Source organism: Haloarchaeobius sp. HME9146 (assembly GCF_025399835.1).
Classification (GTDB): Archaea; Halobacteriota; Halobacteria; order Halobacteriales; family Natrialbaceae; genus Haloarchaeobius.
The window spans coordinates 91,696-107,966 of record NZ_JAODVR010000001.1 but is presented as its reverse complement, the minus strand read 5'-3'; the positions used below and the strand labels follow the sequence as shown (position 1 = coordinate 107,966).

16 protein-coding genes are annotated in these 16,271 nt (G+C 66.7%); 10 read left to right on the top strand and 6 right to left on the bottom strand.

Annotated features, from left to right (window positions below):
• Positions 1-164: 164 nt before the first annotated feature.
• Positions 165-1,310, bottom strand: a complete 1,146-nt coding sequence (locus N6C22_RS00545) for a thiolase family protein (RefSeq protein WP_261648600.1) — start codon at positions 1,308-1,310, stop codon at positions 165-167.
• A gap of 198 nt (positions 1,311-1,508) precedes the next feature.
• Complete coding sequence (locus N6C22_RS00540; protein ID WP_261648599.1) at positions 1,509-2,573, bottom strand: zinc-dependent alcohol dehydrogenase family protein; 1,065 nt, start codon at positions 2,571-2,573, stop codon at positions 1,509-1,511.
• A gap of 143 nt (positions 2,574-2,716) precedes the next feature.
• Between N6C22_RS00540 and N6C22_RS00535 the strand changes: the two genes are divergently transcribed.
• The 4 genes from N6C22_RS00535 (at position 2,717) to N6C22_RS00520 (ending at position 8,509) form a co-directional block, all read left to right on the top strand.
• Complete coding sequence (locus N6C22_RS00535) at positions 2,717-4,951, top strand: flippase activity-associated protein Agl23 (protein ID WP_261648598.1); 2,235 nt, start codon at positions 2,717-2,719, stop codon at positions 4,949-4,951.
• Positions 4,952-5,410: 459 nt separating this feature from the next.
• Positions 5,411-6,754, top strand: a complete 1,344-nt coding sequence (locus tag N6C22_RS00530) for an ATP-binding protein (RefSeq protein ID WP_261648597.1) — start codon at positions 5,411-5,413, stop codon at positions 6,752-6,754.
• A gap of 3 nt (positions 6,755-6,757) precedes the next feature.
• Entirely contained in the window at positions 6,758-7,579 is an 822-nt protein-coding gene (locus N6C22_RS00525) for an MBL fold metallo-hydrolase (RefSeq protein WP_261648596.1), read from the top strand.
• A gap of 42 nt (positions 7,580-7,621) precedes the next feature.
• Positions 7,622-8,509, top strand: a complete 888-nt coding sequence (locus N6C22_RS00520; protein ID WP_261648595.1) for a purine nucleoside permease — start codon at positions 7,622-7,624, stop codon at positions 8,507-8,509.
• 116 nt (positions 8,510-8,625) lie between these two features.
• Here the strand turns inward: N6C22_RS00520 and N6C22_RS00515 are convergent, their stop codons facing one another.
• From N6C22_RS00515 to N6C22_RS00500, 4 genes are all read right to left on the bottom strand, one after another.
• Positions 8,626-9,597 (bottom strand): DUF5787 family protein, encoded by a 972-nt coding sequence (locus N6C22_RS00515; RefSeq protein ID WP_261648594.1) that lies wholly within the window; start codon positions 9,595-9,597, stop codon positions 8,626-8,628.
• A gap of 89 nt (positions 9,598-9,686) precedes the next feature.
• The gene (locus tag N6C22_RS00510; RefSeq protein WP_261648593.1) at positions 9,687-9,932 is read right to left on the bottom strand and encodes a hypothetical protein; all 246 of its coding nucleotides are present in this window, start codon (positions 9,930-9,932) and stop codon (positions 9,687-9,689) included.
• 81 nt (positions 9,933-10,013) lie between these two features.
• On the bottom strand, positions 10,014-10,250 hold the full coding sequence (locus N6C22_RS00505; protein ID WP_261648592.1) for a hypothetical protein: 237 nt from the start codon (positions 10,248-10,250) through the stop codon (positions 10,014-10,016).
• 107 nt (positions 10,251-10,357) lie between these two features.
• Positions 10,358-11,242, bottom strand: coding sequence for a helix-turn-helix domain-containing protein (locus N6C22_RS00500; protein WP_261648591.1), 885 nt, complete (start codon positions 11,240-11,242; stop codon positions 10,358-10,360).
• 111 nt (positions 11,243-11,353) lie between these two features.
• Here N6C22_RS00500 and N6C22_RS00495 point away from each other — a divergent pair, with 111 nt between their 5' ends.
• From N6C22_RS00495 to N6C22_RS00470, 6 genes are all read left to right on the top strand, one after another.
• Positions 11,354-13,198, top strand: a complete 1,845-nt coding sequence (locus tag N6C22_RS00495; RefSeq protein WP_369684379.1) for an SLC13 family permease — start codon at positions 11,354-11,356, stop codon at positions 13,196-13,198.
• 90 nt (positions 13,199-13,288) lie between these two features.
• Positions 13,289-14,524, top strand: coding sequence for a translation initiation factor IF-2 subunit gamma (locus tag N6C22_RS00490; protein WP_261648590.1), 1,236 nt, complete (start codon positions 13,289-13,291; stop codon positions 14,522-14,524).
• Positions 14,525-14,911 carry a PIN domain-containing protein gene (locus N6C22_RS00485; protein ID WP_261648589.1) on the top strand — a complete coding sequence of 129 codons (387 nt, stop codon included), beginning with the start codon at positions 14,525-14,527 and terminating at the stop codon, positions 14,909-14,911.
• Between the two features lie 3 nt (positions 14,912-14,914).
• The gene (locus N6C22_RS00480) at positions 14,915-15,484 is read left to right on the top strand and encodes a DNA-directed RNA polymerase (RefSeq protein ID WP_261648587.1); all 570 of its coding nucleotides are present in this window, start codon (positions 14,915-14,917) and stop codon (positions 15,482-15,484) included.
• Positions 15,485-15,682 carry a transcription elongation factor subunit Spt4 gene (gene spt4, locus N6C22_RS00475; protein ID WP_261648586.1) on the top strand — a complete coding sequence of 66 codons (198 nt, stop codon included), beginning with the start codon at positions 15,485-15,487 and terminating at the stop codon, positions 15,680-15,682.
• Position 15,683: 1 nt separating this feature from the next.
• Complete coding sequence (locus N6C22_RS00470) at positions 15,684-16,229, top strand: GTP-dependent dephospho-CoA kinase family protein (RefSeq protein WP_261648584.1); 546 nt, start codon at positions 15,684-15,686, stop codon at positions 16,227-16,229.
• Positions 16,230-16,271: the final 42 nt, after the last annotated feature.

Genomic DNA, 16,271 nt, shown 5'->3' with positions numbered 1-16,271 from the left:
CGAACACGTTTCGAACGCTGACTGTCACGAGTGATGACTGGTTCGTCGGTTTGCTGTCTTCTCAACTGGCCGGGATTTCACACGCGTCTCGGGTGACTCGTGGCGTTGCTACTAACCGTGCAGATGCTGGTCGTAGCCGGAACAAAAAGTGAACTCGAGAGCCCTTACTCGCCTTCCACTTCGAACTCGATGGCCGCACCCTGTCCGAAGCCGACGCACAGGGTCGCCAGTCCGCGGCCGCCACCGCGCTTGCGGAGTTCGTGGATGAGCGTCACGGGGAGGCGCGCGCCGGAGGCACCCAGCGGGTGGCCGATGGCGATGGCCCCGCCGTTGACGTTGAAGATGTCGTTGTCGATGCCGAGCTCGTCGCGGGCGTAGACACACTGGGAGGCGAACGCCTCGTTCAGCTCGACGAGGTCGTAGTCCTCGATGTCGCGGCCGTTGCGCTCGAGCAGGCCGCGGGTGGCCGGGACCGGGCCGATGCCCATGACGGTCGGGTCGACGCCGGCGACGTTGTTCATGCCGACCTCGGCGAGAATCTCGAGGTCGTGCTCCTCGGCGAACTCCTTCGAGGTGACGAGCGTCGCGGCCGCACCGTCGGAGATCTGGCTGGAGTTCCCGGCGGTCACGTCCTCCATGAACACGGTCGGGAGACTCTGGAGCGTCTCGAAGTCGGTGCCCGGGCGGATGCCCTCGTCTTCCGTAACCTTCCCATCGGGCGTCTCGATGGGGATGATCTCGTCGTCGAAGCGACCCTCTTCCGTGGCCGTTGCGGCGCGCTGCTGACTCTGGACGGCGTAGCGGTCCTGTTCCTCACGGGACACGTCGTACTCCCGGGCGACCTTCTCCGCGGTCATGCCCATCTGGAGTTCGATCATGTTGTACATGTCCTGGAAGTCGGGGTGGAAGCTTCGGCCGTCCATCCCGCCCTCCATGGGGACGTTGGTCATGTGCTCGAAGCCGCCCGCGATGACGCAGTCGCGGTTGCCCGCGGCCACGGCGTCGCTGGCGGAGATGACGGACTGCATCGAGGACGCGCACCAGCGGTTGATGGTCGTCGCCGGGACGCTCTCGCCCAGTTCGGACATGAGGGCGATGACGCGTCCGACGTTGTTGTCCTGGTGGCCGCGCTGTTGCGCACAGCCCCACATGAGGTCGTCGACGTCGTCGCCGCTGAGGCCGGTCTCCGCGAGAATCTCGTCGATGAGCGGGACGGCGAGGTCCTCGCCGCGGATGTCGGCGTAGACTCCGTCCTTCTTCCCCTGCGGTGTCCGGTACGCTGCCGCGATGACGGGCGTGTTGGCTGCCATGCTACGTACGTGGTGGTCCTGCCCCTTAAATCACCGTAGAACTCCAAGTAATCTCACCAGAAGTTTATTCTGCACACCCCGAAAAGCGCGAGTCGGTGTTTCGTGGTCTGTCGTAGCTACTTACAGCAGCAGCTCTCAGATAAGGGCAGATTTCAACCGGAAAGAAGTTGGGTCGGTACCGGTGGTCGCTGCGCCCCGTCAGGCCGTGAAGTCCGTACAGACGGGGATGCCGAGCGTGCCGTAATCGCTCATGGCTGCGAGCTCGTCGGGCACCTGCTGGATGTCGATGGTCTTCTCGACGAGTTTCGTCGGGTCGATCTTCCCCGACTCTATCATCGAGAGCATCTCGGGGTAGCGCGACGGCTGGAGGCCGAGCGACCCCACGAACTGGATCTCCTTGGCGACGAACTCGTCCGTCGGGAGCGGAATCTCGCCAGCTTCTTCCGAGGTGGTTAGGCCGACCTGCACGTGGCGGCCGCCCTTCCCGAGGCTGTCCACCGCGTTCCGACAGGTGGTCTCGATACCGAGTGCGTCCACCGAGACGTCCGCGCCGCCGTCGGTGATGTCGTGGACCTCCTTCACCGGGTCGCCCTGGCTGGCGTCGACGGTCGCGACCGCGCCGAGCGACTCGGCTTTCTCCAGTTTCTCGGCCTGGATGTCGACCGCGATGGGGTTCGCCCCGAGCGCGTTCGCGATGTGGATGGCCGAGAGACCGATACCGCCACAGCCGTGGACGACCACCGACTCGCCGTCGCCGACGTCGCCCTGGTGGGCCATCGCGTGGTAGGACGTCATGAACCGACAGCCGATGCCGGCCGCGGTGTCGGTCGAGATGCCGTCCGAGAGCGGGACCGCGTTGATGTCCGCGTTCGGGACGTGCACCTCTTCGGCGAACGCGCCGGGTGCCTCGTTCATGAAGCCGAGACCGACGTGGTTCTCGCAGATGTTCTCGTGGCCGTTCCGGCACAGCGAGCACTTCCCGCACGCGAAGTTGAACGGGATGGCGATGCGGTCACCCTCGCTGACGGTCTCGACCTCCGCGCCGACCTCGACGACGGTCCCGCAGGGTTCGTGGCCGAGGATGTGCGGCGGGTCCGGCCGGTAGCCGAACCAGTCCCAGTCCCCCTGCCAGCAGTGCCAGTCGCTCCGGCAGACGCCACACCCGTCCACCCGGGCGATGATTCCTTCTGGTGTCAGTTCCGGCCGGTCGACGTCCTGTACCTGCAGCGGTTCTCTGAACGCTTCGAGTACGACTGCTTGCATAGCAGTTTGCACATCGTTACCACACCACACAACTATTGGGCCTGTCCTTGCAAGCGCCGTCGCTGTCGTGGGGTCTGGACGCCGTCTCCGGCCTGCAACCGAACCCAAAAAGCGTATACCCGCTGTGTTACTCTGCGCCACTAATGTCAGACGAGTCCCCGCACTCGCCCGACCGCCCGCCGGCCGACGCCCAGGCCGACGGTGGTGCCAGCGGGAGCGCCCAGTCGGTCGACGACCCAGCGACGGCGGCAGCGTCGGAAGCGGCCGACCCCTCCCAGGACGAGCAGTCGTCCGCCAGCGAGCCGCTCGACGACGAATCCGCCACCAGCGAGTCCCTCGCCGACGCGGCTCGAACCCGAGTCGCCGACCGGGACAGTCTCGTCCCCTTCCCCTCCACGGACAAGGCTCTCGGCGCGCTGGTCGTCTTCGCCGTTCTCGGACTGGCCGCTCGCCTGGTGTGGATCGGCCAGCGCGTCGCCCACCAGGACGAGGGTCGGGTCGCCTACTGGATCATCCGCTACCTCGAAAGCGGCGTCTGGGAGTACCGCCCCATCGTCCACGGCCCGTTCCTCTTCCACGTGAACAAGTGGGTCTTCGAGTTCCTCGGTCCCTCGGACTTCACCTCGCGACTCGTCCCCGCCATCCTGGGGGCCTCGATGCCCCTGGCCGCGTGGCTCTACCGCAAGCATCTGCGGGACACCGAGGTCGTGGCGCTCGGCCTGCTGTTCGCGTTCAACCCGGTGTTGCTGTACTACTCGCGGTTCATGCGCGAGGACATCCCGCTGGTCGTGTTCACCGCGTTCGCGCTCGGGTTCTTCCTGCGCTACGCCGACGACCGCAAGCGCTGGCACCTCGCGGCCGGGGTCGGCGTCTTCGCGCTCGCGATGACGACCAAGGAGAACGTGCTGCTCTACCCGGTGTGCTGGCTCGGGGCGGCCGCGCTCTTGCTCGACCATCGACTGTTCCGCGCTCCCGCTCGCGGGGAGTCCGTGCTGACGGTGCTGGTCGACTACCTCGACTGGCTCGCCCCGTTCGACGTGCGTGGTAGCTGGAGCGAGCTACGCCGGGCGAACGGCGGGGCGCTGGTCGACCGGCACCTCGCGTGGTGGGGCGGCAACTGGCAGTCGGTCGGCTTCGCGTTCTCGCTGGTCGTCGAGTTCGTCGCCATCATCGTGCTGTTCTACGCGCCCCGCGGCGGCGGCTTCACCGAGGAAGGCGTCGCGGGCTGGCCCGGCCCGGAGCAGGCCGGGATGGACATCGGCCTCTGGAACGCCATCGGCTCGGCCGACGTTGGCATGTTCGGGGCTATCGTCTGGGAGTCCCTCGTCGGCTCCTGGGAGGAGTTCATGGGCACGTGGGGTGGCGGCCACGGCAACCCGTTCCTCCAGTTCTTCGAGCACTACGTGACGGTCATGATCGACGGCGCACTCGTCGTCCTGCTGTTCGCTATCGTCGGCTTCATCGTGGACCGCTACTCGAACCGCGGCCCGCGTGACTTCGTCGCGCTGTGTTCGTACTGGGGCTTCGTCAGCATCCTGGGCTACCCCATCGCGACCGACATCCGCGCGGGCTGGGCGACCACCCACGCCATCTTCCCGCTGGCCATCCCGGCGGCGGTCGGCCTCGCTATCGTCTTCCGGTGGGGCGTCGACGCGTTCACCGACGACGACGCGGTCGGCGTCGCGCTCTCGGCCGTGGTCGTCCTCGTGGTCCTGATGTTCATCGCGGTTCCCGCCGGGAACCTCGTCTACAGCGAACCGCAGAGCCCCGACAACTCGCTGGTCCAGTACGCCCAGTCCTCGAGCACCGACCTCAAGCCGACCCTCGCGGACGTCGAACGGGTCGGCTACCAGCACGGTGGCATCGACGAGACCGACGTGATGTTCTACGGGAACGGCTACTACGTCTCGAACGAGTCGGAGAACCTGCAACCGAACGCCGGGGGTGGTTACTTCGACCGCCGGACGCTGATGTGGTACATGGAGATGTACCAGCATCGGGCACTCGACGACCCGGATGCCGCGTTCAACTACGACTCGACGCTCTCGCTGACGGAACTCAACGAGTCGAAGCCGCCGGTCATCATCGCCATCGGGAACGGGAGCAACGGCGACGACGCCGACGAGATCCACGACTGGGCGCTGGAGAACGGTTACGAGGCCCGCGAGTTCCAGCGCTTCCTGACCACCAACCGGACCGACGAGGGCCTCGGCCCGGGGACCCCGTTCATCATCTACATCGACGAGGACGCGCTGGCGGAGTCGGGGTCGAACAGCAGTGACCGCTCTGCGGAGTCGGTCGTCGCTGGGTTCGAGTCCGGCAGGGACGTGGCATCGGTCCGTGCGCCGGTCGAACCAGCTGCGCGGGCTGTCGTCTGAGCACTGCCCATCGGCTCTGGTCGTTGTTCACCGGTTCTCTGTCGCTGTGGTCTTGGGCGCTGATTCCGCGAGTTCGCCTGCTCGTCTGTGATTTTGCCTGCCTGTCTGCTTGTCTCCATTTTGCCTGTTCGTATCGACAGCAGTTCACTCGCGCTGGTGGCGATGGAACCGCAACCGCACAGCACCGCACCACAGCCTCCCCAGCCGATTCCCTCCGCTCCGTTCCGTTTCACTCCACTTCGCTCCGGTCATCCCTCGCGCGATTCGTCGGCGGCCTCACAGTGCGAGGCGACGGGGTCGCCTCGCGTTCGGACCGCCGCCAGCACGCGCCAGAGTGGGAGATTGGCCATCAGCATCCCAGGGGACGGCACCCCCTGTCGTGTGGTCGCATCCCACGAGAACCGCGGATTCCGCGTAGTTCGACGGTCTTAAGCGCGTGTGGCCAGTACGCTACGGGGAATGAGTACCGCGGCGCTATCGGTCGTCGAGTTCCTGTTGACAGCCCACGTGTACACCAACGACCGTGAGCTGGACGAGAACGACCTGCCCCCTCGGTATCGCCGGGTTTTCTACACCGACGGGGCGGTCGAGCGTCCGCTCGCAGTCACGAACAAGACGGCCCGCGCGGCCACGGGAATCGATCACCCGTGGGACGCCGTCTCCGACCTGATGTTCACCGACCGCGACGAGTTCTCCGGCAAGCTGAACCTGACCCAGCCGGAGATGGCCGAGCGCTGGCTGAAAGAGCGCATGGACGATGCCGGCATCCTCCAGAACCCCGTCCTCGCGTCGGTGTTCGAGGACGACGAGGACGTCGACGTCACCTACGAGGCGGCACGGGAGACCAACCGTCCCATCCAGGCCGACCGCGTCTGGATCGACTCGCTGCTCGACGAGATGTTCGAGGACGAGGAGGACGAGGAGATGCTCGACCTCGTCGACATCCGGGCACCCGAAGAGATCGACCAGACCCTCGACGATATCGTCCTCACCAAGGAGCAGGAGGGCGAGATCCAGAAGGTCGTCAAGGCCATCGAACACCGCGACTACCTGGCCGAAATCGGCCTGCGGGAGATCGGGAAGCTGCTGTTCGTGGGGCCGCCGGGCACCGGGAAGACCTCCGCCGCGAAGGGGCTGGCGTACAAGCTCGACCTCCCGTTCGTCGAGGTGAAGCTCTCGATGATCACGAGCCAGTACCTCGGGGAGACGGCCAAGAACGTCGAGAAGACGTTCGAGGTGGCAAAGCGGCTCTCGCCGTGTATCCTGTTCATGGACGAGTTCGACTTCGTCGCGAAGACCCGCGGCGGGGACGAGCACAACGCCATCAAGCGCGCAGTCAACACCCTGCTGAAGAGCATCGACGACATCTCGCTCATCCAGGACGACGTGTTGCTCATCGGCGCGACGAACCACCCGGACCAGCTCGACGCCGCGGCCTGGCGTCGCTTCGACGAGATTGTCAACTTCCCCAAGCCCGACCACGGGATGCGCGCGGACATCCTCCGCATCATCACCCGGGCGATGGACATCGAGGAGTTCGACCCCCACGCTATCGCCGACATCACCGAGGGCCTGACCGGCAGTGACCTCCGGCTGGTCATGCGCGAAGCCGTCCTCGACGCGCTGACCGAGGAACGGATGACGCTCACGCAGGCGGACCTCGAGGACGCCGTCGCCGACTTCGAGGAGCGTGACAACCTGAAGAACCTCGACATGATGGACGACAGTGACGCGCTGGTCGCCGGTGACGGGAGCGGGCACGACCACGACCACGACGACCACAGTCACGACCACGACCACTGAGCTATGGAGGTGACGCTGCTCGGGACCGGCGACACCACCGGCACACCAACCGTCGGCTGCGACTGCGACACCTGCGAGGAGGCGAAACGCCGCGACGTCGAACGCACCCGGTTCTCGGTCCACGTGCACAACGAGCGGACCGACGAGTCGCTGCTGGTCGACGCGAGTCCCGACTTCCGCTACCAGTTCCTCCGCGAGGACGTTCCCCTGCCCGACGCGATGATCATCTCGCACATCCACTTCGACCACCTCGATGGGCTGGGCAACGCCTACCGGCTGTTCGACGAACTGGACGTGTTCGCCGCGGACGAGACCGACCCCATAACCGACGAAAGCGTGGCCGACACCGTCTCGCGGAAGTACGACTACCTCGACGCGGTCACGGTCCATCCCGAGACCCCCATGCAGCCCTTCGAGACCTGTGGGTTCGAGGTGACGCTGGTTCCGGTCGAGCACCCGCCACTGGTCTGTTACGGTCTCCGCATCGAGGACCCCGAGACCGGTGCAGTCCTCTCGTTCTCGGGCGATACGAGCTATGGCCTCCCCGACGAGTCTCGCGAAGCCCTCGCCGACCCGGACCTCCTGCTCGCGGACGGTATCGTCCCGAGCGAACTCTGCAAGTACCACCCCCTCGGCGGGAAACACGAGCACGGCGACGTGTTCTACACGTTCGGGACGAAGCACATGACCCGGGAGGGCGCGCTGGCGCTCGCCGAGGACCTCGACGCCAGCCAGACCCGGGTCGTCCACGCCGCACACTACTACCCCGTCGAGCAGGCGTTCGAGGAGCCCATCGCGGTCGACGGCGAGACCTACTCGCTCTGAGAGACAGAAAGACGTTTTTCACCGCGACCCGCCAGCCGAGACATGACCATCGCCCCCGAGGTGCTCGTCCTCCCGGCGTTCGTCCACGACGCCGAGACGCTCGACGAGCGCCAGCCGTGGCTCGACCGGTACGAGTTCGCGAACGAGCTCGACCTGCCGGGCGCGCCCGAACCGCTGCAGTACACCGACCCGACCGATGGAACCGGCCCCCTCGCGCTCCTCCCGACCGGGATGGGGAAGGCGAACACGGCGACGACCGTCGCGGCCGCCCTCGCCAGTCCCGAACTCGACCTCTCGGAGACGCTGTTCCTCTCGGTCGGCGTGGCCGGCGGCCCACCGACAGACACGACCATCGGCTCCGTGGTCCTCGCCGACGCCATCGTCGACTGGGACGTGAAGGTCCGCTGGGATGCGGCCGAGGGCGACGGCGGGGTTCCACTCGAACTGAACCCCTACCGGCTCGACGACCACGTCTTTCGGCCCGATTCCGCACTACTCGACTGGGCCGCCGAACTCGCCCGCGACATCGACCTCGCGGACGACCCGGACGTGAAAGCCCACCGCGAACGGTACGAGGGTCGGGGTGCTCACGCGGACCCGCAATCTCTCGTCGGTGCCAACGTCTGCGGCGACGAGTTCTGGCACGGTCAAGTCCTCGCCGAGCGTGTCCAGTGGCTCTGTGACGAGTACGACGCCGGCACCTACTGCGCGACCGAGATGGAAGACGCCGCGACGGCGGCCGCGCTCGCCCGGTTCGGGCGACTGGACGACTACCTGAGCATCCGTGGTATCGCGAACTTCGACCGGCCCCAGCCCGGACAATCGGTGGAAGAGAGCCTCCACGACGAGGACTTCGAGGCCGGATTCGAACTCGGGCTGGAGAACGCGGTCCGGGTCGCCAGCGCGCTGGTGGACGAGCGCCTCGGCTGAGGGTTCAAATACCAGGGCGCGGCCACCCCCGGCGTGCCCTGAACCACTGACGCGGACGGGTCTGCGGTTGCACGGCGACCCCGTTCGCGCGCCTCTCTCTCGCCGTCTGTTCGCCCCTACGTGAACCGGTCGAGTCCCGACTGTCGCCGCGCCTGTCCCTCGGGGTCGACGACCCACGGCGTCCGCCGGTCGCGCTCCGCCTCGCCGTCGACGACCGGCGGGTCTGCTTCCGCGAACCCGGGGCAGTCCGGCCCGCACTCGTTCCCGGGGTCGACGACGCGACCCTTCCACTCGCAGTAGGGCACGCCGCCACCGCCAGCGACTGCTGTCTCCTCGACTTCGGCACAGTTCGGGAAGTCGTAGCTCCGCCAGCCCTTGCCGTAGGCGCGCTCGGCGAGACGGCGTCGGGCTCGCGCCTTCTCCGCCCCGTCGGCGATTCGGACCTCCGTCCACCCCGGGTGCTCGTCGAGTATCTCGACGCCTGGGTCGGCCACTGGTAGGGCCGTCGGCTCGCGGATGACCTCCCGCGAGAGCGTATCGGGGTCGAAACGCCACACCCCGACCTCTTCCGGGATGCGGTTGAGGTGCGCGCCGGTGACGTGGCTCGCCGTCGCCAGCACCACCTCGTCGACCAGCCCGAGCCGCACGTCCTTGCGGAGCTGCGTCTCCAGGTCGCCGGGTGCGCCGAGGTCGGGCTTGTTCTCGATGGCCAGCACGCGGCCGAACCAGTCGTCCGGGTAGCGACAGGTCTGGCGGACGTAGTCCCGGCCACTGCGTCGCTCGCGCTCGAAGAATCCGATGTCGGTCGCCCAGTCGACGACGTGGCGTGCCCGGTCCGGGCGGCAGTCGAAGCCGTCGCGGTAGTAGCGCGCTCTCCCGGGGCCGATGTCGCTCTCGATGGCGAGGTCGGGGATACGCTCGGCGGTGATGGCGGTTCGCTCGGCGAAACTCGGTCCGGGTTCGACACAGACCACGTCGAGGACGCGTCTGCTACTGTGGACCCCGCCGCCGAGCTGGCGGGCGAGGACGGCGTCACGCTCGCGTTCGAGGAACGCACAGAGGTGGAGTTCGAACCCGAATTCTCGCACGTCTCCCGTTCGGTGGGCTGTGGCCTAAAACCTCGCGCCAGCGGTGCGTGAAGACGGAGAGAGAAGGGAGACCGGTGCTTCGTCGAGCGCTACAGTGACTCGCCGATGGCCTGCACCGCGAACACCGGTAGTGCGACGAGGCCGCCGATGATGGCGACCCAGATCGCGATGCCGATGGGAAGCGCGAGTGCCGGCACGGCCGAGACGGCGGCGAAGACCACTGCAACCGCCAGCAGGGCGGCCACGACCAGGAGACTGGCGCGTCCGACCACGGCGGCAATCGAGGCGTGCTTCTGGGGTGCGATCCGGTGCTGGGTGGTGGTGTCGTGTATCATCAAGTCATGATAGCACCCCTGTGGCTAAATAGGTAATCTGAATTACATTTCTGTAAGCCGCCGTACTGAAATTCGCTTCAGTCAGTCGAGCGACTCGCCGATGTACTGGACGGCCAGCACCGGCAGCCCGATGGCGAGGCCGAGGACGGCGACCCAGGCGATGATGGCGAACAGGAGGCCGAAACGCGGGACGAGCCACACGAGCATCATCGAGGTACCGGCGAGTACCAGCACTACCAGCACCACCAGGCCGGCCAGATCGATGGAGTCGGCCCCACGCGAGCGACGGCGACCGATGGCGTCCTTCAAATTCGACACAGTGCGACGCATGCCTCTCGTAGGTGGTGGAAGGGCAAAGTGTTGATTCACGCCAAGAATTCGTTTTCCCGTGAGGGAACCGGGCCGGGGTCGTCGCGCTGTCCGGGTTATCGCTCGCGCTGGCGCTGGACCCGCGTCGCCTCGAGGGACCCGTCGAAGGTGACCTGGAGCGTCTCGTCGTCGAGCGTGACCGAGACGACGACCTCCCACGGGTCTTCGGAGACGACCTCGTTCGAGTGGTCGCTCACGCACCATGGCAGGTCCCAGTAGGGCGTGTCGTTCAGGTCGATGCCGTGGTCGCGGTGGAAGGTGACGGCGTCGGACTGGTCGAGCAGGAGGAGCCCGAACGCCGAGCACAGGGAGTGGCCACACTGCTGGCAGGTGTGTTCGACGCGGAGGTCGAGGCCGATACAGCAGTCGCCGCCGCGTTCGATCTCGCTCTCCATCCGGCCGGCGCATTCGGGACAGACGCCGTCGGCCGCGAGGCAGTGGAGGTGGCGGACGCGCTCGTCGAACGCCTGCATGACCTCGGCCTTCGTCCGGTCCTTGAGCCCGCCCGGCGGGAACGGGTACTCGCCGTGGGCGTGGCCGCAGTCGGGGCACTCGATGGTGATGTTCTCGTTCTCGTACTCGGCGACGAGGGTCGAATCACAGCTCACACAGGTCCCGTCTATCTCGAAGGGGTCCCAGTGCGGGTCCTCGGTGAACTCGCCCGCGAGAAGTGCGCGGACGACCTTCTCGCCGGCGTAGCGGAGGTCGTAGCCGTCGTCGGTCTGGACGACGAACTGGCCGAGCAGTTGCTGCAGGTGGTAGTTGAACTGTGCAGAGTCGCGCATCCCGACTTCCTCGTGCAGTCGGGAGAAGCGCACGGGCCGGTCGGGCGTCCGCCAGAGCGCCTCGAGGATGGACAGCCGCGTCTCGTTACCGATGACGGAGAACGCCTCGGCAGGCTCGACGCAGTCCTCGCAGTCGGTGATGCTCGCCTTGCTCATACGAGATGTATCTCACCACTGGGATAAAGACGTTCGCTGAAACGAGTTTTGGTAACAGAACTGTCAATATCTGTGGGTAGTTATTTTTCGGAGACGTGAGTACGCCGTCGTATGGTTCCCCCGCCCACCACCGAGATGCTCGTGGTGTTCGCCGTCACCGTCGCGGCCCTGCTGTTGTTCCTGACCGAACTGGTCTCCCCGGACGTGACGGCACTCGGGGTACTCGTCTCGCTGGTCGTCCTCGAACCCTGGACCGATGTCGACGCCAACACGGCCATCCTCGGGTTCGCCAGCTCCGCCACCATCACCATCATGGCGATGTACATGCTGAGCGAGGGCGTCCAGCGGACCGGTATCGTCGACCAGTTGGGTGCCTTCCTCCGACGGGTGACACACGGCGACGAGAAACGGGTGCTCGCGGCGACGGTCGGGACGACCGGGCCACTCGCCGGCATCGTGAACAACACGCCGGTCGTGGCCGTATTCATCCCGATGATAACGGACCTGGCCGAGGACAGTCATCTCTCTCCCTCCAAACTCCTGTTGCCGCTGTCGTACGCGGCGATGCTCGGCGGGACGCTGACGCTCATCGGGACCGCGACGAACATCGTCGCCTCGGACCTCGCCGCGACGCTCATCGATGGCCGGTCGGGTATCGGGATGTTCGAACTCACCCCGCTGGGCATCGTGGTGCTGATCGTCGGCAGCGCCTACCTGCTCACCGTCGCGCCGCGGCTCATCCCCGAGCGCATCGAGGCCGTGCTGGACATCACCGACACGTACGAGGTCAGCGACTACCTCGCGCAGGTCCGGGTCCGTGAGACCTCGTCGTTGGCAGGGCAGCGGCTCGACGACGCGTTCAGGGAACTCGGCCGAGACCTCGACGCCTTGCAGCTCATCCGGGACGACGAGGTGTCCATCGCGCCGAAGACCGACCGCGAGATACTGCCGGGGGACGTGCTGACGCTCCGGGCGAACCTCCAGGAGATAAACCGGTTCGCCGAGGAGTACGACCTCCGCCAGCTCCCGCGCGAGGAGGTGACCGGCGACAGCCTGAGTGCCCACTGGATTCGTGGTGAACTCGTCGAGGTTGTCCTCCCGCCGAGCTCGGGATTCGACGGGGAGACACTCCGTGAGCTCAGCTTCCGGGAGCGGTTCGACGCGACCGTGATGGCCATCCGGCGTGGCAGCTCGGTCTTCCACGAGCAACTGGCTGACAGGACGCTGGAAGCCGGTGACACGCTGTTACTGTACTGCCGGTCCGAGGCGGTCCCACTGCTCGAGACAGACGGCGACATGGTCATCACCCGGAGGGCGAGAGAGGACGGCCAGCGGGAGCCGCCGGAGCTCAGTGTGAAGACACCGATCGCCATCAGCATCATGCTCTGGGTCGTCCTGGCGGCGGCGTTCACCCGGCTCCCCATCGTCATCACGGCGCTGGCGGGCGTCGTGGCGATGGTCGTCACCGACTGCATCGACACGAGCGAGGCATACGACGCGGTCTCGTGGGACGTCATCTTCCTGCTGGCGGGCATCCTCCCGCTGTCGACCGCACTGCAGGTGACGGGAGCGGCCGAGTACCTCGCGGACCTCGTGGTGTCCAGCGCGGCGACCGCGGTGCCGGTACTCGGGCTGGTCGCGCTGTTCTACCTGCTGACGAGCCTGCTGGCGAACGTCATCACGCCGGTCGCGAGCGTGGCGCTCATGATACCGGTCGCGGTGGGGACGGCCCAGCAACTGCCCGGCACCGTCGACCCGTTCTCGTTCGTCCTGGCGTGCACCTTCGCCGGGTCGACCGCGTTCATGACACCTATCGGATACCAGACGAATCTCATGGTGTACGGCCCGGGTGGGTACAAGTTCACCGACTACCTCCGGGTCGGGGGGCCGTTGCAGCTGGTGCTGCTGGTCGTGACGACGCTCGGCATCGGCGTGCTCTGGCCACCGGTGGGCTGAGCAGACGGGGCCGAGAGGGAGCGCTCCGCGCGCGAGAACGGTGGGTTTATCAGGCGCACAAGGGTAGACGTAGCCAAGATTACTCTCGATATGGCAGGAAACCACCAACAACCGGAGGTGAACATCGGCCTCGTCGGTCACGTCGACCACGGGAAGACCACGCTCGTGCAGGCTCTGAGTGGCGAGTGGACGGACCAGCACTCGGAGGAGATGAAGCGTGGTATCTCGATTCGTCTCGGCTACGCCGACGCCACCTTCCGGCGGTGTCCGGAGTGCGACGAGCCCGAGTGTTACACCGTCGAGGACACGTGCCCCGAGCACGACGCCGACACGGAGGTCGTCCGCACGGTCTCGTTCGTCGACGCACCGGGTCACGAGACGCTGATGGCGACGATGCTCTCCGGCGCGGCCATCATGGACGGTGCGGTCCTCGTCGTGAGCGCGACCGAGGACGTCCCGCAGGCCCAGACGGAAGAGCACCTCATGGCGCTCGACATCATCGGCATCGACAACATCGTCATCGCCCAGAACAAGGTCGACCTCGTCGACGCCGAGCGGGCCCGCGAGAACTACCAGCAGATACAGGACTTCGTCGAGGGAACGGTCGCCGAAGACGCCCCAGTGGTCCCCGTCAGTGCCGGGCAGAACGTCAACATGGACGTGCTGATGCAGGCCATCGAGGAGCGCATCCCGACCCCCGAACGCGACCCCGACGACGATGCGCGACTCCACGTCGCCCGCTCGTTCGACATCAACCGCCCGGGCACGACCTGGGAGAACCTCATGGGCGGCGTCATCGGTGGCTCGCTCGTGCAGGGTCGTCTCCACCCGGACGAGGAACTCGAAGTCCGCCCGGGCCGCGAGGTCGACGAGGGCGGCCAGACCGAGTACCAGCCCATTACGACCTCCATCCGGTCCATCCAGGCCGGCGGACAGTCCACCGACGAGGCGTCGCCGGGCGGCCTGCTCGGTGTCGGGACCGGCCTCGACCCCTCCTACACGAAGGGTGACGCCCTCGCTGGCCAGATCGCTGGCCCGCCGGGGTCGCTCCCGCCGACGTGGGAGCAGTTCACGATGTCGGTCGACCTGCTCGACCGCGTCGTCGGCGAGGACATGGACGAGGTCGAGGAGATCTCGACCGGCGAGCCGCTGATGCTCACGGTCGGCACCGCCACCACGGTCGGCGCGGTCACGTCCGCCCGGAGCGGCGAGTGTGAGGTCAACCTCAAGCGCCCGGTCTGTGCGGGCGAGGGTGCGAAGATAGCCATCAACCGCCGCGTCGGCGCTCGCTGGCGACTCATCGGCGTCGGCACGCTCCAGGGATAGATGACACACCGGGTCGCGCTCGACACGAGTTCGCTGATGATGCCCGTCGAACTCGACGTGCGCCTGTTCGACGAACTCGACCGTCTCCTCGAGGCGGCCGACCTCGTCGCGCCACAGGCGGTCGTCGAGGAACTGCGCCGCCTCTCGGAGAAGGGTGGACAGGAGGGCACCGCCGCGAACGTCGGACACGACCTGGCGACCGAACGCTGTCTCATCGTGGACACGGACGAATCGTACGCCGACGACGCCCTGGTCGAACTCGCCCGCGAAGGGCAGGTCGACTACGTCGTCACGAACGACCTGCCGCTGCGAGACCGGGTGCTCGACACGGGTATTCCGGTAATAGCTTTACGTGGCAGGAACAAACTCGCAATCACTCAACCATAACAGATGTACAAGCGCGTCAGGCTCAAAGACACGGTCGAGGTGCCGCCGGAGGAACTCGGGGACGTCTCCCCGGAACTCGTGAAGAAACTGCTGCAGGACAAGCTCGAAGGACGGATGGACGAGGACGTGGGCAGCGTCGTCTCTGTCACGAAGGTCCACGACATCGGTGAGGGCGCGGTCCTCCCGAACCGTCCGGGCGTCTACTACGAGGCGGACTTCGACGCCGTCACGTTCGACCCGCAGATGCAGGAGGTCGTCGACGGGACGGTCGTCGAGGTCGTCGAGTTCGGTGCCTTCGTCGGCATCGGCCCCGTGGACGGACTGCTCCACGTCTCCCAGATCTCCGACGAGTACCTCGCGTTCGACCCGGAGAACCAGCAACTCGCCTCGAACGAGTCCAACCGCACGCTCGGCGTCGACGACGCCGTCCGCACGCGCATCGTCACCAAGAGCATCGACGAGCGCAACCCGCGGGACTCCAAGATCGGGCTCACGGCGAAACAGCCCGGCCTCGGCAAGCACGGGTGGCTCGAGGACGAGCGCAACAGTCGCGAAGCGCAGGCGGGTGATTAGATGGCGAAGAACCGAGTCGTCTGTCGAGACTGTCACCGGGTGAACGAGCCCGACCTCGACTCGTGTGACGGCTGTGGCTCCACCTCGCTGACCGAGGACTGGGCCGGCTACGTCATCATCGCCCACCCCGAGGACTCCGAGATCGCCCGCGAGATGGAGGTCACGGAGCCGGGCAAGTACGCCCTCAAAGTCAGATAACGTGCCCGACGAAGCGCGCGGCGACGACGTCTTGCTCACCCTACCCAGAGCGCTTCGGAGCGCGTTCAAGGACCCACTGGGTCCCGTCGAGACCGATGCAGAGATTCTTCTCCGGGACGTCGACGGCCCGCTCGTGGCCGTCGGCGACATCGTCACCTATCACTTCCTGCAGGCTGACCGCCGACCGGACGTGGCGCTCGTCGACGAGTACACCAAGCGCGACCGCGTCGACGACGAAATACACGAGGTCGTCGTCGACCCCGACGTCACCGTCTCGAACCCGGCGGGCGCGCTGACCGAGGCCCTCGTCGTCGCCATCCAGGACGGGCTGGCGGCCGACGAGCCGACGACCATCCTCGTCGACGGCGAGGAGGACCTCGCCACCTTGCCCGCGATTCTCGCGGCCCCCGTCGGTGCGAGCGTCGTCTACGGCCAGCCCGACGAGGGCATGGTCCACGTCCGCGTCACCGAGGCCATTCAGGCCGACATCCGCGAACTGGTCGAGCGGATGGACGGCGACCACGACCAGTTCTGGTCACTGTTCTGACAACAGGCTGCGGCCGCCGCGGAGCGTCGGCTCGGTCTGGAA